This is a genomic window from Fibrisoma montanum, from assembly GCF_003583365.1.
GTDB lineage: Bacteria > Bacteroidota > Bacteroidia > Cytophagales > Spirosomataceae > Fibrisoma > Fibrisoma montanum.
Genome location: NZ_QXED01000011.1, coordinates 65784 through 87247 on the forward strand (window position 1 = coordinate 65784; position 21464 = coordinate 87247).

A 21464-nucleotide genomic window follows, 5' to 3' on the forward strand; every position below is an offset into this window, starting at 1 on the left:
CCACTGGATTACGTGGCGAATTGAACTATCCATACACAGGTGTAAGCCTGAAACTGTTATAATGGAACGCCATCGAGGGCTTGGTTCAGATCCGCCAGCAGCACGTCCGGATCCTCCAGGCCGATGTAGAGCCGAACCAGATTGAAGTCAGAGCGGGTTGGCGGATTGGGCTCCTGCGAGGCTTCGTCGGATAAGGCGAACCCGACACTGGCCGGAAACACCAGTGATTCGTGACCACCCCACGAAACCCCCAGAATAAAACGCCTGAGTGAGTCGGCAAACGTATCTACCGCTTTGATCTGGTCGGTGTTGAGCGAGAAGGTCAGTAAGCCCCCGCAGCCGCTCATCTGCCGACGCGCCAGTGCATGCTGTGGATGCGTCTCGGAGAAAGGGTAGTACACCCGCCGGACCGCCGGATGGCTTTCCAATAAGGCAACGATCTGCCGGGCGCTCTGGCTGCTTCGTTCGAGACGCAGCGGCAGGGTACGTAACCCACGGATCATCAGCCAGGCGTTCTGCGGAGAGATGATACCGCCGAGCGTCATGTATTCACCGTAAAAAATCTTGTTGATCATCGCCTTCGACCCGCAGAGGACCCCGGCTACTAGGTCGGAATGCCCCCCGATGTACTTCGACGCCGAGTGGAGGGAAATGTCGATGCCCAGCTCAATGGGGCGCTGGTACAAAGGGGTACTGTAACTGTTGTCGATCATCGTCACGATGCCCCGCAACCGGGCGATCTGCGCCACGGCCGCGATATCCTGCAGTTCGAACGTAAAGGAATTGGGCGATTCGAGGTAGATGACTTTGGTGTTGGTCTGGATGGCCCGCTCAAAGTTGGCGGGGTCGGTGCCGTCAACGAACGTAGTGGTGACGCCGAAGCGGGGCAGGTAATCACGCATGAGCCGTTCAGTCCAACTGTACGGTTTGGCAACGGAAACGATGTGATCGCCCTGCGCTACGTTGGCCAGCACCGCCGACCCGATCGCGGCACTACCGCTGGCCAGCACCAGCGCGTCTTCGGCTCCTTCAAGAGCGGCCAGTTTCTGGCGTAAAATCTTGACGGTTGGGTTGTTGCCACGCGTGTAAAAATGCCGGTCGTGTTCATACTGAAGGTCGGCTCGCATGGCCGCTACGTTCGGAAACGTGAAATTACTCGTCTGGATGATGGGCGGGGCAACGGCGTTGAAATACTGGTCGCGGTCTTCGCCCAGCTCGTTCAGAATGTAGGATACGTCCATTGTTACGTGTTAGGGTTCACCGGGGCATTCCGGTTAAACCAAGCGTTTTAAAAGGTAATACAGTGGCCAGCCGCTCAGAAACAATCCCCAGCCAATGGCCGCCGGACCGGGGTCATTCAGAACGACGTTGATGGAAACAATGATCAGGAAGCCGATGAAGAGCAGGGGCAGCCACGGATACGCCCAGACCCGGTAACCCGTGAACGGATCATTGCCTTTTACCCGACGGCGAAAGACAAACAACGTAGCGGCTGCACTGGCCAGCGCAATCGTGTCGATCGACATGACGTAGCTGACAATCTTTTCGAACGTGCCGAGGAAGAACAACGACAGCAGCATGATAACCACCAGGAAGGTCAGCGCAAACTCCTGCGTCTGGGTACGGGTGTTGACCCGCTTGAAGATGGGTGGCAGCACACCGTCGTCGGCCATGGCGTAATAAACCCGGGGTAGGGAAAGCAGGCTCGCATTCAGGTAGCCCAGCACGGAAATGAAAATGGCGATCGAGAACAGCACAAAACCCCAGTCGCCGAACAGCGCCCGGGCCAGATCAGCCGCGATCAGCGTCGATCCCGCCAGCCCGTCGAACCCCAGCTGCCGGAAGTACGCATAATTCAGGCTCAGGTACAGGGCCATGATCAGCACCATGCCGCCGATAACACCCCGGGGGGCGTTGCGGGTTGGCTGTTTGATGTCGGCCCCAAAATTCAGCACCTGCTGATAACCGCCGTAGGTGTAAAAGACGGCGATGAGGCTTACAAAAAAGGCCGTGCCAACGCTCGAAGGCGTAGTGAGGGTTGAAGACGTAGGGCCGGAAAGCAGCGTCGGCGTTATGAACACGCCCGCGCAGAGAATCAGCATCAGCACCACCTTCAGGCCGCTCAGCAGGTTCTGAGTACGTGCCCCCGACCGAATCCCGAGCAGGTTAATGACGTAGAAAAGCAGGACGGTGGCAATGGCGGTGCCGCGAATACCAACGGGACCATGGAGCGTATCGGGCAGGAGCGGGTTGATGTATTCGGCGCCGATCAGAGCCACGCCAATGTTGCCGGCCCCGTAGGTCAGCACGATGACCCAGTTCAGCATGAACGCAAAAACCGGATGGAAGGCCTCGGAAATGAGTTTGTAGAACCCACCCGCTACGGGGTACCGCGAACCGATCTCGGCATACGTGAGCGCTCCGCAGAGGCTGACCAGTCCGCCCGCGATCCAGGCCGCGAAAAAAACGCCGGGGCTCTGAGCCGACTGCGCGACCAGGGTGGGGGTGCGAAAAATACCAATACCGATGACCAGGCTAACGACAATCATCGTCAGGTCGAAGGCCGAAAGTTTCGGTTGGATGGTAACCCCGGCTTCCTTACTTTTCTCCCCGGTTGATTGCCCACGTTCATGACTGCTTACATTCATCGGATAAGTCGTTTAGATGCTCACCATCGGTTGCTGATTGCGCTGGGCGTTATGCTGCTGGTACTGGCGTTTCTGCCCGACACGTTGAACTGGCCCGACCGCATTACCATCCTGTGGGTGTCGTATGCCAGCACGGTACTCAGCCTGATGTGGACATCCATCCTGAATGCGCATCCCCGCGAATTACCGAAATTATCCCGGATTCAGGATTCGAGTCGCACCTTCATTTTTCTTTTTATTGTTTTTGCCGCCGTAGCGAGCTTATCAGCGGTGGTTGCGTTACTGAACGCGATGAACGATCGGCACCGGGGAGAGCATAGTCTGCTGGCGTTACTGGCCGTGGTTTGTTCCTGGAGTCTGGTGCATACTGTGTTCACCCTCCGGTATGCCCACCTGTACTATGGCGACAGTCCTCATCTGGCCAAACCCGTCGGTGGGCTGGATTTTCCGCGGGAGCCGGAACCCGACTATCTGGACTTCGCGTATTTCGCCTTTGTCATCGGCATGACCAGCCAGGTATCCGACGTACAGATTACCTCCCGCCCGATGCGTCGTACGGCCCTGCTGCACGGGGTACTGTCGTTTGGTTTCAATACCGTGATTATAGCTTTGAGTATCAACGCTCTGGCCGGGGTTCTTTGACCAGAAAGGTACTAGCGCCGGCCCGACCGGCCTTTTTCGGTATTGGCTTTGGCCTGCTGTTCCTTCTCATACTCGTCGCGCTGGCGCTTGTCGGCCAGCAGATTCCGGTACAGTCCGTTAAGTACGTAAAGGTCGTCCACTTCGTCGATCAGGCGGTGGAGTTGTTCGCGAACCTGGTTAATATTCATGGCTGGGGTGCGTCTTTAGTTGTCTGGATACAATTTGTCGTCCAACCGGATTGTTTGGAAAACGACCGGCTGAGTTAGTGAAAGAACAGGTAACCCAGGGCAATGCCCGCCACTACGCCGATCAGGTCGGCGAACAGGCCATACGGGATGGCGTAGCGGGTGTTTTTGATGCCGACCGAGCCGAAATACAGCGCCACGATGTAGAACGTTGTGTCGGCCGACCCCTGAAAAATGCAGACGAGCCGCCCTACAAACGAGTCGGGACCAAACTGTTTCATGGCGTCGATCATGAGCGCCCGGGCACCCGAACCGCTGAGGGGTTTCATCAGCGCAACGGGCAGAGCATCCGTAAAATCGGTGTTAACGCCCGTCAGGCCGATCACGTACTTCATGCCGTCGACAAGGTAATCCATCGCGCCGGCGTTCCGGAAGGCGCTGATGGCGACCAGCATCCCCACCAGGTACGGTATGATTCGGACAGACGTGTCGAACCCGCCCTTCGCGCCTTCGATGAACGTACTGAAGATGTCTACTTTTCGGAGCAGCGCCCCGGCCAGAAACGAAACAATGATCGAAAACAGCAGTACGTTACCGACCACTTTCGAAACGGCTTCGACCTCTTCCTTAGGTCGGCCGCTCAGGGCCCAGAGCGCCAGGACAATCAGGGCGGTAATGCCCCCCAGCCAGCCGATTACAGTTCCGTTCAGCAGGTTGATGCGTTGCCGAATGGCCACCGTGATCATCGACACTACGGTTGTCACGTACGTACCGATGACGCAGGGAATAAAGATGTCAGCGGGGTTCTGCGCCCCCAGAATCGCCCGCTGCGCCATGATGCTGAGTGGGATGATCGTCAGGCCGGAGGTGTGCAGAACCAGAAACATGATCTGCGCGTTTGAGGCCGAGTCTTTGTTGGGGTTCAGGCTTTGCAGACTTTCCATTGCCCGCAGGCCAAAGGGCGTAGCGGCATTGTCGAGGCCGAGCATATTGGCCGAGAAGTTCATGATCATCTGGCCGTTGGCAGGGTGGTCCTTAGGAACCTCGGGAAACAGCTTGTTGAAAAAAGGACCGATGATCCGGGCAATGAAGTTGATGGCTCCGGCTTTCTCGCCAATGTTGAGCAGGCCCAGAAAGAACGTCATCACGCCCGCCAGCGGCAGCGCAATGTCGATGACGGCCACTTTTGCCGAATCGAACAGACCCTCAACAATGGTTTTGAAGATTTCGGTGTCGCCGAAGACGATGAGTTTAATGAGCGCAACAACGAAGGCAACAAGGAAGAAAGCAACCCAGATGTAGTTTAAGGCCATTAAAAGGAGGGAGAGTGAATGAGCGAAAGAGCTCTTCTCTTCGCTTGTTCATCCTGTATGTTTAGTTATAAATGCCGTAAGTTTACACCATTGTTCAGCATAAATCAACATACACTATTACCCTCTGGTCCATGAAGCGCTGCGTTTCTGTCTTAGTCGCTCGTTCAATATTTGTTGCGTCGCTTATTCTCTTTTCCGCTTATGCCCTCCATGCCCAGTCGCTCGAACAGGCGATGATTAGCCAGAAGCTCGTTGACGTTCAGCAGGTAGACCCGAGTATTCTGGTGGAACTGAAATATTCAACGACCGATAATTTTGTAGGGAAGGACGTCTACGGCGAACTAACGCGGGCCTACATGCAGCCAATGGCGGCCCAGAAGCTGGCGAAGGCGAGTCGGTCTCTTCAGGCGAAGCATCCCGATCTGCGGCTGCTGGTATACGACGCGGCCCGGCCCCGTGCGGCCCAGTGGAAACTCTGGAACGCCCTGCCCGACCTGCCCGAGCGGGAGCGGCAGAAATACGTAGCCGATCCGCGCAAAGGCTCAATCCACAACTACGGCTGCGCAGTTGACCTGACCGTGGCTACCAAAGACGGGAAGGCGCTGGACATGGGTACGAAATACGATTTCTTCGGCGAACTGGCTTACCCGTCCAGAGAAGAAGAATTACTGAAAGCCGGTAAACTAACGAAGCAGCAGGTCGAGAATCGCCGAATCCTGCGCGACGCCATGCGGGCCGGTGGCTTCAGTCCCATCGAGTTTGAATGGTGGCATTTCAACGCGCTCTCGCGGGAAAAAGCTAAAATGGTGTTCCGGATTGTGGAGTAAGTATCGATTCAGCATCATACGCAATAGCCTTTCGTTAAAAGGCGTTGCCATCATATGAGACTACTTCTTTTCTGCTTATTGCCTGCTTTGGCGTTTGCTCAACCTGCCGCCGACACGCTACGTTTACCCAAATTGACTCCCGTCGCAATAGCGGAGCGGCAGTTCCAGGCCGAGTTTGGTGTTACGTATGTTACACTGGCAAATGGCCTTCAGGTAGCCCTTCGCCCGGTAACGGGTAACACAACCAATCCGGCTGATTCCAGTGTGTACATCAAACTGGAACGGCTGTATCAGCCAACTGCTTATTCCGGCAGGGATCTAACAACTCTACGTATTGCGAGCTACCTGGTTCGTAAGTCGGGCGTCGCTAACCTGAACGCGAGGCAACTGGAGAGCTACCTGAAAAGTCGCCGGATGTACATGACACCAACGGGAAACCGGTTATCTACGGGAGTCGATTTGCAAACCGGCAAAAGCCAGTTAGAAGCAGCATTCCAGGTTTTACACGCATTTGTTACCCAGCCTTCAGCCGATACATCAGCGTATCGGGCGGCTCTGACAGGCTTAATTGCGGGATATCGTCGCCCGGCGACGAATGTGACGATTCGCCGGGCCAGAGAGCCAAGTCTGGAAGAAATCGTATCGGATACGTTACGTCATGTGCTGAATTGCCCGGCGGACCAATTAACCGCCGATAATCTTGCCGACATAAGCCCGGGCCGGGCTTATGCGCTGTTCAGGGAGGCCTACGGAAACGCTAACCAGATCAGATGCACCATTGCCGGCAATTTTGAGCTGGAGGCCGTCATTCGGCTGCTACAGCAATACCCGGGTAATTGGCCTTCATCGACTAAAAAGACTCGTCTGAAACTACGGGATGATTGTAGTTTTCCGGTTTCGCGCCTACAAAAAGTTAGCTATCTACCCAAGGCTGGCTCGGCGGTTGTCAGCGAGGTGCTTCTGACTACGTACAGGACAGTGGTGCCGGGTGAAACCAATCTGGTGGATGTATTCGCCCGCGTTTTCCAGAAACGCCTGAGTGAGCGTCTGAAGCAAGGTGGCCTGAGCAATCAGGTGCTGGTTGCCAGACAGCCCGGCGGTATTGTGAATGGTGTCAGCCGGCAGAATCGCCGGGTTGGTGTATTAGTGAAGGTGACCTGTCAGCCGGAACAGGTAAATGGCGTTAAAGCCGTGCTTGGTACGGAGCTGAAGCGATTGCTTCAGGAGCCGATTACGGATGCAGAAGCCGAACCCTATAAGGCGAGGGCTGCGCAGAATGAAGCATATGCCAACCAAAGCGGCTATTTCTGGAATCTGCTTTTGTGGACTTCGATTTACGCCGGTGACTGGCCGATGCAGTCCAACACAGGCGCGAAAGTCGCTACGGCCAAACACCTGCAGGATACGGCCCGTCGGTTCGCCACAACCAGGGACGTAATTTCGTTGACCTTTCTGCCAGAGTCGCGCCGGTAAGTAGTCATGATCAATACGTTCCGAGTCATTCTATTCCTGATGTACGTAGGGGCAATCACCCGGAGCGTTGCCCAGACCGATGTGTCGCCGGTTACTGTTTCGGGTGGCCTGCTCAGAAAACACGTTTATTTTTTAGCCTCCGATAGTTTACGGGGCCGCGAAACGGGTACCGATGGGCAGGTAAAGGCGGCTAATTACTGTATTCGAACATTCAGGCAGAGTCACCTGATCGCTCCGTTCAGAATCGATTCGGTCAGTGCCACGTATCGACAATTCTACGCGTTCACAACTACCGAAGTGGCTCCCTTTGGGCGGACCGGTGTTTACGACACAAAGGAGCGGTACAAACTGCGTGAGTTGGCCCCACTGCCCAGTACGGCCGAGGACAGCAGCCGCGTTCAGACGGCCATTAACGTAGGAGGGCTGCTGATTGGCACCGATCTCAAAAAGGAAATACTCGTTCTGTCCGCGCATTACGATCACCTCGGCTGCCAGGGAACGCGTATCTTCCACGGTGCCGACGACAATGCGTCTGGAACAGCCGTGGTGATGGGCGTAGCGGCTGCTTTTGATAGTCTGGCCCAGCTCGGCATAAGACCCCGCCGGAGCGTGCTATTCCTGCTTTTTTCGGGCGAGGAAGACGGCTTGCTGGGGTCCCGTTTTTTTGTGTACAACAGCCCGGTTCAGTTGCAGCAGATTAAAGGCGTACTGAACGTAGATATGGTTGGCCGGATCGATTTCCAGCATAAACGAATACCCGACTATTGCTATCTGATCGGTAATGAGCAGGCCAATTCGTTTAAAAAGCTGGCTGACCGGGCCAATCGACAATCCGTTGGGTTATCGCTGAACCGGGAAGGCTATGATACCAAAAACGATCCTGAATTTCACTTTAAACGTTCTGACCAGTATAGCTTTGCCGCGTTCGGGATACCGGCTGTGCTCTTCACGAGCGGGTCGCACATCGACTACCACCGCCCAACCGACACCGCCGACCGAATTGAATACAATGTGCTGCAAAAGCGGGCTACGTTAATTTTCCAGACAGTTTGGGCGATCGCCAACGAGGGACGTGAATAAACTTTATCAGACGTTAAAACACCACATTGTCAATCAACCGTACGTTTCCTAAATGGGCCGCGATGCAGACCGCCGTTTGTCCGGGGGCCAGCACTTCGGCTACCGGTTGCAGCGTATCGGCATTGGCTACCTCGATGTACTCCAGTTGAAAACCGGGACGTGTAGCGAAATACCCCGTAACGGCCGCTTTGGCCTGGGCAGGGCTCTGGCCTTCGGCAAGCAGGTCGTGGGCGAGCGTCAGGGCCTGATACAGGGCCGGAGCCAGTTCGCGTTCTTCGGGGGTAAGGTTGCGGTTGCGCGACGACATGGCCAGACCGTCGGCTTCGCGGATCGTTGGGCAACGGATCAGTTCGACGGGAAAACTCAGGTCGCGGATCAGCCGCCGAACAACGGCCACCTGCTGTAAATCCTTCTGTCCGAAAAAGGCGCGGTCGGGCTGCACGATGTTGAACAGCTTGGCCACCACAATACCAACGCCGTTGAAGTGTCCCGGCCGGAAGGCCCCCTCCATGACCGTTTCCAGTTCGCCGAAGTGCAGCCGCAGGAGAGGTGGTTCAGCATACATTTCGTCGACTGACGGCGCAAACACGACGTCGCAGCCGGCTGCTTCAAGGGCCTCAAGATCGGCTTCGAGCGTGCGGGGATAGCGGGCGAGGTCGTCGGGGTTATTGAACTGGACCGGATTGACAAAGATGCTGGTCACTACCAGGTCCGACTGGTGTCGGGCCGCTTCAACCAAGGTCAGGTGCCCGTCGTGCAGGGCACCCATGGTAGGCACAAGACCAAGTTGGTGCGTAGTGCGGCTGGTGTGAAAGAAACTTCGGAGGGCAGCGATGGTATCGAAATAATGCATGAGGGCAGAACGGGCGGAAACAGGAATGCAGGGCTAAAAACGAAGCGGGAATCTTCCGGATTACGCCCGGAATAGTTTACCCGAATGGCCTACTTTATGTTCCTGTTCCTTCGCTTTTTTTGCGCAAAGCTTATTGAAATACGGGAAAAAATTGTATAATTTTGCAAGTTTTTTAGGTAAACTCGATCATCATATCCCGTCCGTACTATATGAGCAAATTACGTATCCTCTACGTTGCCAGCGAAATCAACCCTTTCCTGAAAACATCTGATGTTGCTGATTTTGTCCGCAAATTGCCACAGGCCATGCAGGAGCGGGGCATGGAAATTCGTATTCTCGTGCCGCGTTTTGGGTTGATCAATGAGCGCAAGAACCGGCTGCATGAGGTGGTACGGCTGTCGGGTATCAATATCGCGGTAGGCGATGAGGAAAAGCCGTTGATAATCAAGGTCGCTTCCATTCCAACGGCTAAATTACAGGTTTATTTTATTGATAATGAAGACTATTTCCAGCGGAAGTACGTTTTTCATGACAAAGAGAACCGCTTCTACGCTGACAACGACGAACGGGCGATTTTCTTCTGCAAGGGGGTACTGGAAACGGTGAAGAAGCTGGGCTGGGCACCGGACATCGTGCACTGCAACGACTGGATGACGGCTCTGATTCCGCTTTACCTCAAAACGACCTACAAGAATGACCCCATGTTCAAGGACACCAAGTCGGTCTTTACGGTTTATAACAATGCGTTTGAGCACCGCTTCAATGGCGATATCATCGAGAAGGCCCGCATGATGGATATCGACGATTCCATGCTGGAAGCGTTGAAGTCGGCGGATTTCCAGGGCTTTATCCGGATTGGTTCTACCTACGCGGATGCGGTGGTGCGGGCCGACGAAGAGTCGAGCGAGAGCCTGAACGCCATTTTGAATGAACTACCAGAACATAAATTTGAATTCACCGAAGATGAAGATGTCGCGGACCGCTATTACAACCTGTACACGCAACTGGCTGGCTAAATTTGGTCGTACGAGACCAATCCTCGTACGATTGATGCTGCTGACCGGTGCGATAGCGGGGGTAATTGCCTGCGAAGAACCGAAAGAAATTGGTCTTCCGCCCACCACGCCGGTGGACGTCTTGTATACAGATACGATCAGCGTACAGCGGTCGACCATCCTGCTGGATTCGACCCGGTCGTACCTGAGTCGGAGTTTTCTGGTAGGGCGCTATTCGGACCCGACCTTTGGTAAAGTACAGGCAACCGCTTTTACGCAACTGACACTTGGGGGAACTACGTTTGAGCCGAAAGACGGAAGCACGGTTGTCCCGGCGGAGCAGTTGGTTTACGACTCAACGCGGTTGTATGTGACAACATCATACGTATACGGCGATACGCTTCAGTCACAGGAACTTCGGATACATCGCCTGACGCAGCCACTCAGCGCAACAGTCAATTACGACATCAACAGCAGCATACCGTACGAAAGCGAGCCGATTGCCCGGCGCACCATTACGCCCCGGCCCAATACGACTCGTCAGGTAAGCTTTACGGTGTCGGATGCGTTTGGACGGGATCTGCTGTCGATCGCGAACAAGGATGCCGCTAAAACGAATGCCGCCTTCCAGGAGCAGTTCAGGGGATTGGCCATTACGTCGCAGTCGGCTACGAACGCGGCCCTGCTGGGATTTGACGCAATTGATGCGAACAGTGTAGCGTTTGTCCGGCTATTTTATCACAGAGCGGGTGCCACGACCAGTTCTACTCAGGATTTTCTGCTGAGTGGAGCGCGGTTCAACCAGATTAAAGCCGACCGGTCTGGAACACCACTGGCCAATCTGGGGCCGCAGCAGGCCCTCCGGGCGTCGGCCGTGGGTGGGCGGACGTTCATTCAGGCAGCAACCGGTGTAACGACCAAGTTGCAGTTTCCGGGCCTGGACAACCTGAAGCAGCAGGGCCGGATTGCGATTAACCGCGCCGATCTGATCATTACGCCCAAGGCTCCGCCGAGTGGGTTGTATTATCAGCCGCCTTTCCTGGCGTTGGGTGAAGTTAATGCACAGAACCGCCTGTTACGTACGTCGCCCAACCAGTTTCTGCAGCTGGTTCAGGCACCGCAGGTCCTGTTCGATCGAATCGAAAGCTCATGGACTGCTCCGCAGGTGGCGCGGTACGATAGTCGGACGAATTCATATACACTTCAGCTAAGTGGTTACTTTCAGTCAATCATTGCGGGGCTGACACCGAACGATGGATTGGCGATTATAACGCCGGGCCTCAATTCGTTGTCGCCTGTAAACAGTCAGGGTGGTTTATCCTTCGCCCAGTTTTATTACGTCAACGATCAGGTAACACAGGCTGTGCTGGATGGCGACGCGAGTGCCAGACTGGTCGTGTTCTATACCGTTTCCCGCTAGGAAACAGTGAACCCATTAGTATCATTTATCTACGGATATACGCGTAGGTGATACTAATGGGCTTTTTTATTTTATAATTCGATTAAATCGGTTACGTGAGTATTCGGTATTGCGGTATTTCGCCGTATCTTGGCGTCTTCTGCACCACCACCCGTAGACCGATCAACCGAAAACAAATAACTGATTATGTGCGGCATTGTAGCATACATTGGACACCGGGAAGCGTGTCCGCTGGTAATCAAAGGGCTAAAGCGGCTTGAGTACCGTGGCTACGACAGCGCGGGTGTAGCGCTGCTGAACGGCGATGGCCTGAAGGTGTATAAAAAAAAGGGAAAGGTGTCGGCGCTGGAGCAGGAGCTCAATGGACGCAACCTGCCCGCAAAAATCGGGATGGGGCACACCCGCTGGGCTACCCACGGTGAACCGAACGACGTAAACGCGCACCCGCACTACTCGTTTCACCGGAAGCTCGCGATCATCCACAATGGTATTATCGAGAACTACGCAACCATCAAGGAGAACCTGATTCGGAAAGGCCATACGTTTGCCAGTGAAACTGATACAGAGGTGCTGGGGCAGTTCATTGAGGATATCTGGGAAAACCAGGGTGGAACCCTTGAAGAGGCCGTTCGGCTGGCGCTGCAGGAGGTGGTCGGGGCGTATGCCATCGTGATCATGACCGAAGACGATCCCAACCAGTTGATCGCGGCCCGCAAAGGTAGCCCGTTGGTGATTGGTATCGGCGAGGGCGAGTTTTTCTGCGCATCCGATGCGACGCCTATCATTGAGTATACAAAAGACGTAGTGTACCTGAATGATTACGAAATCGCGGTGATCAAAGACGGTTCGCTGCGGATCATTACCCTCGACAACACGACCACGACCCCTTACGTCCACAAGGTAGAACTGGAACTGGAAGCCATCGAGAAAGGCGGCTTTGATCACTTCATGCTGAAGGAGATCTTCGAACAGCCGCGCTCCATAGCCGACAGTATGCGGGGGCGGGTGAACGCCGATACCGGTCTGCTCCTGCTTGGTGGCCTGCGCGACTATCTGGATAAACTGGCAGCTTCCAAGCGAATCGTTATCGTTGGCTGCGGTACGTCCTGGCACGCCGGGCTGGTGGCCGAATACATCTTCGAGGAACTGGCCCGGATTCCGGTTGAGGTCGAATACGCATCGGAGTTTCGCTATCGCAACCCGATTATCAGCGAAGGGGATATTGTCATTGCCATCTCGCAGTCGGGCGAAACCGCCGATACCCTGGCGGCTATCGAACTGGCCAAGTCGAAAGGGGCTACCATTTTCGGGGTCTGCAACGTAGTGGGCTCGTCGATTGCGCGGGCAACCCACGCGGGGGCGTATACCCACGCCGGACCGGAAATCGGGGTGGCCAGTACGAAGGCGTTCACGGCGCAGGTAACCGTACTGACGCTGATGGCCCTGGCCGCGGCTCAACGAAAAGGAGTTATTGCCGATAGCCTGTTCCGGCAGTTGCTGGTCGAACTGGAAAGTATTCCGGCGAAAGTGGAAAAGGTGCTGCAGGCTGCCGAGAAGATCAAGGAGATTGCCTATATTTTCACCTACGCCCGTAACTTCATCTACCTCGGTCGCGGTCTGAACTTCCCCGTAGCGCTGGAAGGAGCGCTCAAACTGAAAGAAATCAGCTACATCCACGCCGAGGGTTACCCGGCTGCCGAGATGAAGCACGGCCCCATTGCGCTGATCGACGAAGACATGCCGGTGGTGGTCATTGCGACTAAAGATAGCTCTTACGAGAAAGTTGTATCCAACATTCAGGAGGTAAAAGCCCGCAAGGGCCGCGTCATTGCCATCACGACCGAGGGCGATACGCAGCTACCGGGCATGGTTGACTTCACCATCGAGATTCCGAAGGTTCACGAGGTGCTGATGCCGCTGGTGTCGGTAGTGCCTCTGCAATTGCTGGCCTACGACGTAGCCGTGATGCGCGGCCGGAACGTAGACCAGCCCCGAAACCTGGCCAAGTCGGTAACTGTGGAATAAGGCCAGACACAACCGGTACTGAAGCGCAACGGGTAGAGACTCGCTGCGCTTTTTTTGTGTCAGCCGATGCGCGGGGCCAGCCGAAAGTGGTGTTATAACGAGCTGCCGACGGAATGCCATGGGGTAAATCTTGGGCTGATACGGTCTGTTCGGCCGTAAACTGTTTATCCCGGAATTCGTCGTTTTCAGTACGCATATTCGCCGGTTCAGTGAGGGTGGTTTGTCAGAAGGGGTAGGGGTATAAGACCTTTGAGGTGTCACACAACAAATACTTTAATTCGTATGAAACGACAACCTCTTTTTTTCCACCTGGCCGTACTGGCCCTGTTCGCCCTGTTTTTTGTATCCTGCGAGGATTCGGGTCCGTATGAAGAAACTACTCAAACTTATTCGGTGTCTGGTTTCGACCGGCTCGATATGGGCAGTGCCTTCCGCATCACCGTACGGCCGGGCACTACCTTTGCCGTTGAAGCGCGGGGTAACCGAAGCGACGTCAATGACCTCGTTGTAGCCGTCCGCAACGGAACCCTGACAGCGCAGTACGACAACTACCGGCGCAACCGACGTCATGATATGTTCATCACGATAACGATGCCGACGCTGCGGGCGGTTAGCTTCTCGGGGGCGTCGCGGTCAACGATCAGCGGTTTTCCCAACGTGAACAGTCTTGATATCAACTTGACCGGCGCATCAAAAGCCGACGTAGCCGTTACGGCCACCCGCCTGACCACATCGTTATCCGGTGCATCGGCGCTCACGGTCAATGGCAGCAGCGGTGTTCTGATCGGCGACGTATCGGGAGCCAGCAAGCTCAATGCGTACGACCTGCTGACCGACGCGGCTGAGCTGGAGGTCTCGGGAGCCAGCAACGCCCAGATCCGGGTGAAGGAAGCCCTGACCGTTACGGCCTCCGGAGCCAGCAAAGTTCGTTACCGTGGTACCCCCCGCGTGAACTCGAAGGTTTCGGGAGCCAGCTCAGTTGAGCAGGAATAAGGAGTAACCAGTCTTCGTTTGCAGGTGCCGGTGGTTTGTCAACAAGCCACCGGCACTTTTTTTATACATTCAGGCAACGCATTCTGCGAAACCCGCATTTATGCAGATGTCAACTCGCACCGGCCAAGAAATGGATCAGCAACTTATTGAACAATGCAAACGAGGCAATGCCTTTGCGCAGAAGCGGTTGTTTGATCAGTATGCGAATCGGCTCTTTCGGGTGAGCCTGCGTTACGTTCGCAATGAGTCAGATGCTGAAGAGGTGCTGATGAATGGCTTTATGAAGGTGTTTCGGAGCATTAGCAATTTTGCTTACCGTGATGATAACGGACTGGAAGCCTGGCTGCGACGTATCATTGTCAACGAGGCTTTGCAGTACCTGCGGGCGAACCGGAGCCTGCCACTGTTTCAGTCGGAGGAAACGGCCGGCATCCAGCCCGATTCGAATCCATTACCCGATATGGGATTGGATGCAGAACGAATTTATGCGCTCATTCGGGAGCTTCCGACTGGCTACCGCACGGTTTTCAATCTGTACGCCATCGAAGGCTACACGCATCGCGAAATTGCTGAACAATTAAGCATCAGCGAAAACACATCAAAATCACAGCTAAGCAAGGCGCGGGCCTTATTACAGCAATGGTTAACGAACTACGGTTATGAAGCAACCCGACGAACCTCTTGACCAGTGGGTGCGGCAGGCGCTCAACGATCTGCCTGATACACCACCACCCGGCTCTGCATTCAACGCTGATCAGGTATGGAGACAGATGCATCCCAGCTTGCCGGGGGCAGCTCCGCAACGCCGTGTTGGTACCGTCTGGTGGCTGGCCGCAGCCTGCGCAGCAGTCCTGCTGATAAGCTGGCTTTATTTGGAGCTGGAGCCTGCTGAAAAGGTTGCGTCGGTTACAAATCGGCCGCCGGCTGCATCGACACCAACCAACAGACCGGTCGGACCGTTGGCTCTTCGGCAACAAACCGCGGTTCGTGATCCGTCGGCAAAAGCAGTTCGGGAGCGGACTGTCCGACGGGTGAACGTACCTGAAAGCAACCTGGTCGAACAGACAGAGCTGACTGAGGCCATTACAGCGATGCCCGCTGAAACCCTGCGCATTGCCGCTAAAACAATACCTTCAACGCCGGAAGTCCCAAAAGCGTTGGCTACGGTTCCTAAACGCCAATTCCGGGTAGTACACGCGAACGAACTACAGGCTGAGGATGAAAAACGCCCGAAGCTCTACCAGACCGAAAACTTCGTGCGTCTGGGTGATGAGGGGGAGTTGCGGCCTGACGAAGGTGAAATAGCAAAGCCACTTATTCTCCGCTTAACTAATAAACCAAACCAGTAAGTATGCGAATTCTTGTCTTGTTTACCGCGCTCATGCTGAGCCTGGTTGGGACTGTTATGGCCCAACCAGTTCAGGGACGATTAACGGCGTCCGGCTCCAACCGTACAAACGATTGGATGAGTCATATTGAGATTGATCTGGGTCAACGGAATACGCTCCTCCTTGGGTTTACCCGCTACGCCGGGATTCAGGCTCGCCGGAACGTAGACTCGGTACTGCGCCTGTTCGTTGCCGATTACCGGGTCGTTCGGGATAGTGCCCAGCCTCCAACCGTGGCAACGCATGCCTTATTCCGACTGTCGCCAACTGATCGGGCGCTTGACTTGCGAACAACCCCGCAGCGGACCACATCATTTCGGTTCCGCGACGATGACGAGCCGGTTCAGGTAAAGACCGCACAGGATACGTTGATGATCGTCTGGGGACAGACCGGTAGTCAGCTGCCGTATTACGACGTTTCTATTCAGCTGTTTGTGAATAATCTGGAGGGTATTGAACCGCTCTTGAAAAATGGTGGATTGAACGCCAGACTGAATCAGGCATTTGAATCGGTAGAACAGTATAAAGGCCATGATCTGACAAGTTCCAAAATGTCGTTTGATCTCATTCAGGAAGCGGGTAAAGCGCCCCGGTTTGTCAATCCCGGCCTGGCACGAAGTCCATTTATCCGATTTTCGCCCGGAATAAGCGTAGGCCTGATTCGTAGTCAGTGGGTGCCTTCGTTTAACCTGGACGCGCAGTTTGTCCCAGGTCGCCACTACAACGTTGGTTACACAATTGGCTATACGTCTTCTTTTTTCTTTCGGGAGACAGGTGATGGACGCTTCCGGACCTTCAGGAATGACTTTCTGAACGTTGGTTTTACCTTTTATCGCTTCAACAAGAACGGGCTTACGTCGGCTTCCAGTCGTACACTGCTTGGACTGTACGTCGGTGTGCCGGTTCATCGCAGGGGAAATTACTTTGACCCGAACACGTTTCGCGTGAGCAGCACGGTGTATCATTATGGGCTGTTTAAAGTCCAGCCGGAATTCTATTTTACCGGCTTAGTCAAAAACGTATACCCTGGCCTGCGTTTAACCGTAGGGTTGTGATCGATTCATTACCCAATCCGGCGACCCGGAGCCACCGGATAAAGAGGAAAACAGCAGCCTAACTTTCTTTTGCTGAACACTTTGCCATCTGCGCCCAATTGCGTATATTTACCGTCCTGTCTCAATCGGACAACCGTACTAATGGACGCCGGGACAACGCCTGGCGGAACGCGCAATGGCACGAACTAAAAACAATCCAAACCAGCTTCAAATAGATTTTCTGGCGGCTTTTCGCCGGATGCTCATCAGCCTCGGTGGCCCCGAAAACCTGGCCGTCAACGAAAGCCTTTTTCTGCGGATGACCGACCAGTGGGAAAGCACCCAGGTTATACCTGCCAACTTATTGTTTCAGAAAAGTCCGGTCGAAGCCGTTGTTTACCGGCTCCAGAAAGCCGACCGCGACAGTGGCGCCGACCAGCTCCGGTTCCCGGCCGAAATGATTGCCGGTGATATTCGGGGTGAGCAGGGCCTTACCGGCTTCTCCGGGATTTTCCGAAACCAGGGCTGGGTCATTCTGCCCGCCGAACTGTCGGGGATGTACAAAAACCTGTTTCTGAACGTCCTGACGGCGTCAATCGGTCTCGATCACCAATATCCGTCGCGGACCGACCTGCTGGTCGAAGCCGAACGCGTGGCCCTGGCGGCTCTGCTGCCCGAGGCCGAGGTTCGTAAGTTTTTCGGCCTGCGGCTGTCGAAATTCCCCGACAGCTTCCGCAGTGAAGTCTCGAACTACTTCAACTTACCGTTCGATTACGTACTGAAGCGGGCCAACCACATCGGGGCCGTGTCGGAGCAAACCGTTGAGGAAGCCCGCACACCGCTGCGTAACGTGAACCTGCGTCGGCCGCAGAGCAACCGGGCCGCCTAGTCTGCCATACGTTTTACGAAAAAGCCGCCTGATTATCTCAGGCGGCTTTTTCGTATTTATGGCGCTGGCTGTTGCGGCCTGAAATCAAGGGTATGAAACAGGAACAGCCGCAGCGTATGATTATTGGCAAAAGCATTGCCGGCAGGTAACTGCTGGAAGAGATTCATATACCCCGCCTGAAGCAGCAGTTGCTTGTTGAACGGATATGATAACCCCACGAAGAAGCGGTTCTGATCGAAATAGTTGTAGGTGATCTGTTTCCCGGCGTTAATGAAGACTTCGTCCTGAAGAACGAAGTTAGGCACGCCCGGCTGAATGGTCTGGCCTTTGAAAGGCACTTGAAGCAGGAAGTTATACCGGAATCGCCAGTTGAACCCAAACCCGTCGGCTAACTGATCGCCCTGGATACGGCGGTTGAAGCGCTGTTCCGTCCGAATCCATTGCACCACATTGAGCGGACCGGTGCGCCCGGACCACCAGACCTGCTGCCAGGGGCGGTGTTCGGGCCGAACCACACCACTCGGCGACAGATACGATCCAACAAAGGCATAGCCCGCCATAAACCGGACATTGTCCGTCAGGTAATACGTTAACGCTCCTCGGAAAAGATTCTGGTTAGGCCGGTCCAGAAAATCGATACGTCGATGATGAAGGTCGAGCCAAAAACCCAGATGCCTGGTTAGCCGGGTCTGATTGAAATAACCAAACCAGACTTGTTCCTGCGGCAGTACCAGTTTACGATTCTGACTTGCCGTCTGACCGTAGGAAGTTAAGTGAATGAAACAGATGAAAAGAAGTAGTGTAAATCTTCGCATAAACAGGCAGGTAGTGAATAATTACATATTTCCACGAAAGGCTGTTTCAAAAGTAAGAATCAATCGAAAGAGATCTGATTTTTGACGCCTTCATTTGGAAGTGGGCGCAATATATCTTTTTCTTTGCAAACTCTATAATTCCAATAGATTATAAGTACTAATAGTCTATCTATAACCGGGAGTATAGGGATAATTAGTCAACAACCACAGACGTGCCCAGCCGGAAACAGCGGACGGCACCGGACTACACACAACATACAACCAAGGATGAAACAGGTTTTAACGTCGATTTTCTTACTGGGTGTGATTTTTTCGCCTTTTTTCGCATCGGCCCAGAACACTCCGGTTATCAATGCGACGGTATCAGGTAAAGTCATTGATGCCCGCACCAAAGAATCGCTGATTGGCGCCACCGTCACCATTAAAGGAACAACCAACGGCAGCACAACCGACCCGAACGGGCAGTTCAATTTGCTCACAGGCCAGAAACTGCCCTTCACGGTCACCGTTTCGTTCGTTGGCTACCAGACCAAAGAAATCGTTATCAGCGACAACAACGTAGAAATCCAGCTGCAGGAAGGGGCCAGTCTGCTTTCTGATGTAACGATTACGTCGCGTCGTCGTCAGGAGTCGGCGCAGGATGTTCCCATTCCAATCTCAATCGTAAGCGGTAATCGCGCCGAAGATGCCGGTGCGTTCAACGTAAACCGGTTGAAAGAGTTGGTGCCAACCGTTCAGCTCTATGCCTCCAATGCCAGAAATACAACCCTCAACATCCGTGGTCTGGGCTCTACGTACGGCTTGACAAACGATGGTATCGACCCAGGCGTGGGCTTTTATGTGGACGGCGTTTACTACGCCCGCCCGGCGGCTACGGCGCTTGATTTTATTGACATTGAACAGGTTGAAGTGTTACGGGGGCCTCAGGGTACGTTGTTCGGTAAAAACACTACGGCGGGGGCCTTCAACATCTCGACGCGTCCCGCCGGTTTTACGCCGGGAGGTACGTTTGAACTGAGCTACGGTAACTACGGCTACCTCCAGGCTAAAGGGTCACTCACGGGGCCATTGAGCAGGAAGCTGGCTGCGCGGGTGTCATTTACCGGTACGCAGCGAAACGGCCTATTTTATAATGTACGTACCCAGCAGTCCATCAACGACATTAATAACATTGGCGCAAGGGTTCAACTTTTATACACGCCAACCGACAACGTAAAGCTTACCCTGATCGGGGACGTATCTGATCAGAAGCCAAATGGCTATGGATGGCCGGTGGCCGGGGTTGTTCCGACCAGACGGGCTGCCTACCGGCAATTCAATGCCATCATTGCCGATTTGAACTACAAACTACCTTACTCAAGCGCTTTTGAGCGAATCGTTGACCTGGACACGCCCTCAAAAGCGGATAATCAGCTCGGTGGCGTATCGCTGAATGCCGATGTGAAATTAGGCGGTGGTACGCTGACATCGACAACGGCCTGGCGGTACTGGAAATGGACCCCGCTGAATGACCGTGATTACATCGGCTTGCCCGTGTTCACTGTTTCGGCCGGAAACTCCGTGCACGACCAATGGTCGCAGGAGATACGGTACTCCGGTAAAATTTCTTCGCGCCTGAGTGGTGTCGTGGGGGTATTCGGTCTTTGGCAGGATTTACAGTCTGACCCGGTACAGACCGAAGAAGCCGGTTCGGCGCAATGGCGGTTTGCGCAAAGCTCGACCAGTGCCCTCTGGAAAACCCCGGGGCTGTTCGATAACTTCGGGATTCGCACCACCAACCGAATCCGCAGCACAAGCTTGGCGGCTTTCGGCCAGCTCGACTGGGCCGTTACAGACCAGATTCACGTGCTGCCCGGTATCCGGTATAATTACGACAAGAAAGTAGCCAACTACAAACGGGAAACCTACGGAGGTCTGCAAACGACGGATCCGGCGTTACTGGCGTTGAAAAATGGCGTTTACACGAATCAGGCGTTTGATACGGACGTAACAGAAGACAATTTTTCGGGTCAGCTTACCCTGCAATACAGAGCGAGTAAGGCTTTTAATGCCTTCGGTACGTATTCGATTAGCTATAAACCCGTTGGGGTTAACATCGGCGGATTGCCAACGGCAAACGGGCGGGTGTTGCTTGATCTGGCCCGCGTGAAACCGGAGTTCGTAACCCACTACGAATTTGGGGTAAAAACGAAACCGTCTCCCAATTCGGTCCTGAACGTTGTGTTCCATAACACGGAGATCAAAGATTTTCAAACCCAGGTACAAACCCCTGAGCCGGGCGTGAACCGGGGCTATCTGGCCAATGCCGAGAAGGTTCGGGTCATGGGGGTTGAAGTAGATGGAAACATTCGGGTGGCCAGTTTCCTGACCCTGAACGGCGCCATTGCCTACACGGACGGCAAGTACGTAACGTTTAAGAATGCGCCGGTGCCCCTCGAAGAAACGGGTGGCGAACAGGCTTTCAAAGACATTTCGGGGGGTGTGTTGCCGGGAATTTCAAAATGGTCGGGGTCCGTTGGGGGCGAAGCAACCGCCCGGGGAAAGTTCATCAGCCTGAAAGGCAACTATTTTCTTGGAATTGATGGGTTCAATCGCTCCTCGTTTTCGTCGAGTCCATCGCCTTCTCAGTACCTGAACATCGACGGGTATTCGTTGATAAACGGCCGGGTTGGGTTTAGGGCATCGACCGGCATTACCGTTTTCGTCTGGGGGAGAAACCTGTTCAATACCAATTACTACGAGCAGTTGCTGGCGGCTCCGGGCAGTGCGGGGCATTATGCCGGAATCCTGGGCGACCCGCGTACGTATGGGGTTACCCTGCGCTATGCATTCTAACCGGATGGCCGTTTTGGGCGGTACGTCAGGAGATGAGCAAACTTGCATT

Annotated in this window: 19 protein-coding genes; 13 read left to right on the plus strand and 6 right to left on the minus strand. The window is 54.4% G+C overall.

Annotated elements, in window-relative coordinates:
- Nucleotides 1–56: 56 nt before the first annotated feature.
- Nucleotides 57–1241 carry a trans-sulfuration enzyme family protein gene (locus DYU11_RS28210; RefSeq protein WP_119671090.1) on the minus strand — a complete coding sequence of 395 codons (1185 nt, stop codon included), beginning with the start codon at nt 1239–1241 and terminating at the stop codon, nt 57–59.
- Nucleotides 1242–1274: 33 nt separating this feature from the next.
- Nucleotides 1275–2648 carry an APC family permease gene (locus tag DYU11_RS28215; protein ID WP_119671091.1) on the minus strand — a complete coding sequence of 458 codons (1374 nt, stop codon included), beginning with the start codon at nt 2646–2648 and terminating at the stop codon, nt 1275–1277.
- Between DYU11_RS28215 and DYU11_RS28220 the strand changes: the two genes are divergently transcribed.
- Nucleotides 2631–3290, plus strand: coding sequence for a DUF1345 domain-containing protein (locus DYU11_RS28220; RefSeq protein ID WP_119671092.1), 660 nt, complete (start codon nt 2631–2633; stop codon nt 3288–3290). The genes DYU11_RS28215 and DYU11_RS28220 overlap by 18 nt on opposite strands.
- 11 nt (nt 3291–3301) lie before the next feature.
- Here the strand turns inward: DYU11_RS28220 and DYU11_RS33535 are convergent, their stop codons facing one another.
- Together DYU11_RS33535 and DYU11_RS28225 are read right to left on the minus strand one after the other, a co-directional pair.
- Nucleotides 3302–3478, minus strand: coding sequence for a hypothetical protein (locus tag DYU11_RS33535; RefSeq protein ID WP_199736815.1), 177 nt, complete (start codon nt 3476–3478; stop codon nt 3302–3304).
- 74 nt (nt 3479–3552) lie between these two features.
- Complete coding sequence (locus tag DYU11_RS28225; RefSeq protein WP_119671093.1) at nt 3553–4788, minus strand: spore maturation protein; 1236 nt, start codon at nt 4786–4788, stop codon at nt 3553–3555.
- Nucleotides 4789–5021: 233 nt separating this feature from the next.
- On the opposite strand from DYU11_RS28225, the gene DYU11_RS28230 reads away from it, so the two are divergent.
- From DYU11_RS28230 to DYU11_RS28240, 3 genes are read left to right on the plus strand one after another with little or no spacing between them, the layout of a single operon-like run.
- A complete protein-coding gene (locus tag DYU11_RS28230) occupies nt 5022–5615 on the plus strand; it encodes a M15 family metallopeptidase (protein ID WP_374756012.1) in 594 nt (197 codons plus the stop codon).
- Between the two features lie 54 nt (nt 5616–5669).
- Nucleotides 5670–7088, plus strand: a complete 1419-nt coding sequence (locus DYU11_RS28235; RefSeq protein ID WP_119671095.1) for an insulinase family protein — start codon at nt 5670–5672, stop codon at nt 7086–7088.
- 6 nt (nt 7089–7094) lie between these two features.
- On the plus strand, nt 7095–8168 hold the full coding sequence (locus DYU11_RS28240; protein ID WP_119671096.1) for a M28 family metallopeptidase: 1074 nt from the start codon (nt 7095–7097) through the stop codon (nt 8166–8168).
- Nucleotides 8169–8181: 13 nt separating this feature from the next.
- Here DYU11_RS28240 and panC read toward each other — a convergent pair whose 3' ends face one another.
- A complete protein-coding gene (panC, locus tag DYU11_RS28245; protein WP_119671097.1) occupies nt 8182–9021 on the minus strand; it encodes a pantoate--beta-alanine ligase in 840 nt (279 codons plus the stop codon).
- A gap of 209 nt (nt 9022–9230) precedes the next feature.
- On the opposite strand from panC, the gene DYU11_RS28250 reads away from it, so the two are divergent.
- The 8 genes from DYU11_RS28250 (at nt 9231) to DYU11_RS28285 (ending at nt 17765) form a co-directional block, all read left to right on the plus strand.
- The gene (locus DYU11_RS28250) at nt 9231–10037 is read left to right on the plus strand and encodes a glycogen/starch synthase (RefSeq protein WP_119671098.1); all 807 of its coding nucleotides are present in this window, start codon (nt 9231–9233) and stop codon (nt 10035–10037) included.
- A gap of 34 nt (nt 10038–10071) precedes the next feature.
- A complete protein-coding gene (locus tag DYU11_RS28255) occupies nt 10072–11436 on the plus strand; it encodes a DUF4270 family protein (RefSeq protein WP_158600382.1) in 1365 nt (454 codons plus the stop codon).
- A gap of 186 nt (nt 11437–11622) precedes the next feature.
- On the plus strand, nt 11623–13461 hold the full coding sequence (gene glmS / locus DYU11_RS28260) for a glutamine--fructose-6-phosphate transaminase (isomerizing) (protein ID WP_119671100.1): 1839 nt from the start codon (nt 11623–11625) through the stop codon (nt 13459–13461).
- A gap of 282 nt (nt 13462–13743) precedes the next feature.
- On the plus strand, nt 13744–14454 hold the full coding sequence (locus tag DYU11_RS28265) for a head GIN domain-containing protein (RefSeq protein WP_119671101.1): 711 nt from the start codon (nt 13744–13746) through the stop codon (nt 14452–14454).
- A 100-nt stretch (nt 14455–14554) separates the two neighbouring features.
- On the plus strand, nt 14555–15139 hold the full coding sequence (locus tag DYU11_RS28270; RefSeq protein WP_229366096.1) for an RNA polymerase sigma factor: 585 nt from the start codon (nt 14555–14557) through the stop codon (nt 15137–15139).
- Nucleotides 15114–15803, plus strand: coding sequence for a hypothetical protein (locus DYU11_RS28275; RefSeq protein ID WP_119671103.1), 690 nt, complete (start codon nt 15114–15116; stop codon nt 15801–15803). The genes DYU11_RS28270 and DYU11_RS28275 overlap by 26 nt, the downstream gene beginning before the upstream one ends.
- A 2-nt stretch (nt 15804–15805) precedes the next feature.
- Nucleotides 15806–16897 (plus strand): hypothetical protein, encoded by a 1092-nt coding sequence (locus DYU11_RS28280; RefSeq protein WP_119671104.1) that lies wholly within the window; start codon nt 15806–15808, stop codon nt 16895–16897.
- 175 nt (nt 16898–17072) lie between these two features.
- Nucleotides 17073–17765, plus strand: coding sequence for a hypothetical protein (locus tag DYU11_RS28285; protein ID WP_119671105.1), 693 nt, complete (start codon nt 17073–17075; stop codon nt 17763–17765).
- A 56-nt stretch (nt 17766–17821) separates the two neighbouring features.
- Here DYU11_RS28285 and DYU11_RS28290 read toward each other — a convergent pair whose 3' ends face one another.
- Entirely contained in the window at nt 17822–18580 is a 759-nt protein-coding gene (locus tag DYU11_RS28290) for a DUF2490 domain-containing protein (protein WP_119671106.1), read from the minus strand.
- A 267-nt stretch (nt 18581–18847) separates the two neighbouring features.
- Here DYU11_RS28290 and DYU11_RS28295 point away from each other — a divergent pair, with 267 nt between their 5' ends.
- Nucleotides 18848–21415, plus strand: coding sequence for a TonB-dependent receptor (locus DYU11_RS28295; protein ID WP_119671107.1), 2568 nt, complete (start codon nt 18848–18850; stop codon nt 21413–21415).
- The last annotated feature ends 49 nt before the right edge of the window (nt 21416–21464 follow it).

Bases quoted from the DNA above. Each gene is read 5' to 3' on its own strand.
- DYU11_RS28255 (WP_158600382.1), top strand. From the start codon at position 10,072: ATGCTGCTGACCGGTGCGATAGCGGGGGTAATTGCCTGCGAAGAACCG.
- DYU11_RS28240 (WP_119671096.1), top strand. From the start codon at position 7,095: ATGATCAATACGTTCCGAGTCATTCTATTCCTGATGTACGTAGGGGCA.
- DYU11_RS28250 (WP_119671098.1), top strand. From the start codon at position 9,231: ATGAGCAAATTACGTATCCTCTACGTTGCCAGCGAAATCAACCCTTTC.
- DYU11_RS28220 (WP_119671092.1), top strand. From the start codon at position 2,631: ATGACTGCTTACATTCATCGGATAAGTCGTTTAGATGCTCACCATCGG.
- DYU11_RS28215 (WP_119671091.1), bottom strand. From the start codon at position 2,648: ATGAATGTAAGCAGTCATGAACGTGGGCAATCAACCGGGGAGAAAAGT.
- DYU11_RS28265 (WP_119671101.1), top strand. From the start codon at position 13,744: ATGAAACGACAACCTCTTTTTTTCCACCTGGCCGTACTGGCCCTGTTC.
- DYU11_RS28285 (WP_119671105.1), top strand. From the start codon at position 17,073: ATGGCACGAACTAAAAACAATCCAAACCAGCTTCAAATAGATTTTCTG.
- DYU11_RS28275 (WP_119671103.1), top strand. From the start codon at position 15,114: ATGAAGCAACCCGACGAACCTCTTGACCAGTGGGTGCGGCAGGCGCTC.
- DYU11_RS28210 (WP_119671090.1), bottom strand. From the start codon at position 1,241: ATGGACGTATCCTACATTCTGAACGAGCTGGGCGAAGACCGCGACCAG.
- DYU11_RS28230 (WP_374756012.1), top strand. From the start codon at position 5,022: ATGATTAGCCAGAAGCTCGTTGACGTTCAGCAGGTAGACCCGAGTATT.
- DYU11_RS28270 (WP_229366096.1), top strand. From the start codon at position 14,555: ATGCAGATGTCAACTCGCACCGGCCAAGAAATGGATCAGCAACTTATT.
- glmS (WP_119671100.1), top strand. From the start codon at position 11,623: ATGTGCGGCATTGTAGCATACATTGGACACCGGGAAGCGTGTCCGCTG.
- DYU11_RS28280 (WP_119671104.1), top strand. From the start codon at position 15,806: ATGCGAATTCTTGTCTTGTTTACCGCGCTCATGCTGAGCCTGGTTGGG.
- DYU11_RS28235 (WP_119671095.1), top strand. From the start codon at position 5,670: ATGAGACTACTTCTTTTCTGCTTATTGCCTGCTTTGGCGTTTGCTCAA.
- DYU11_RS33535 (WP_199736815.1), bottom strand. From the start codon at position 3,478: ATGAATATTAACCAGGTTCGCGAACAACTCCACCGCCTGATCGACGAA.
- DYU11_RS28225 (WP_119671093.1), bottom strand. From the start codon at position 4,788: ATGGCCTTAAACTACATCTGGGTTGCTTTCTTCCTTGTTGCCTTCGTT.
- panC (WP_119671097.1), bottom strand. From the start codon at position 9,021: ATGCATTATTTCGATACCATCGCTGCCCTCCGAAGTTTCTTTCACACC.
- DYU11_RS28290 (WP_119671106.1), bottom strand. From the start codon at position 18,580: ATGCGAAGATTTACACTACTTCTTTTCATCTGTTTCATTCACTTAACT.
- DYU11_RS28295 (WP_119671107.1), top strand. From the start codon at position 18,848: ATGAAACAGGTTTTAACGTCGATTTTCTTACTGGGTGTGATTTTTTCG.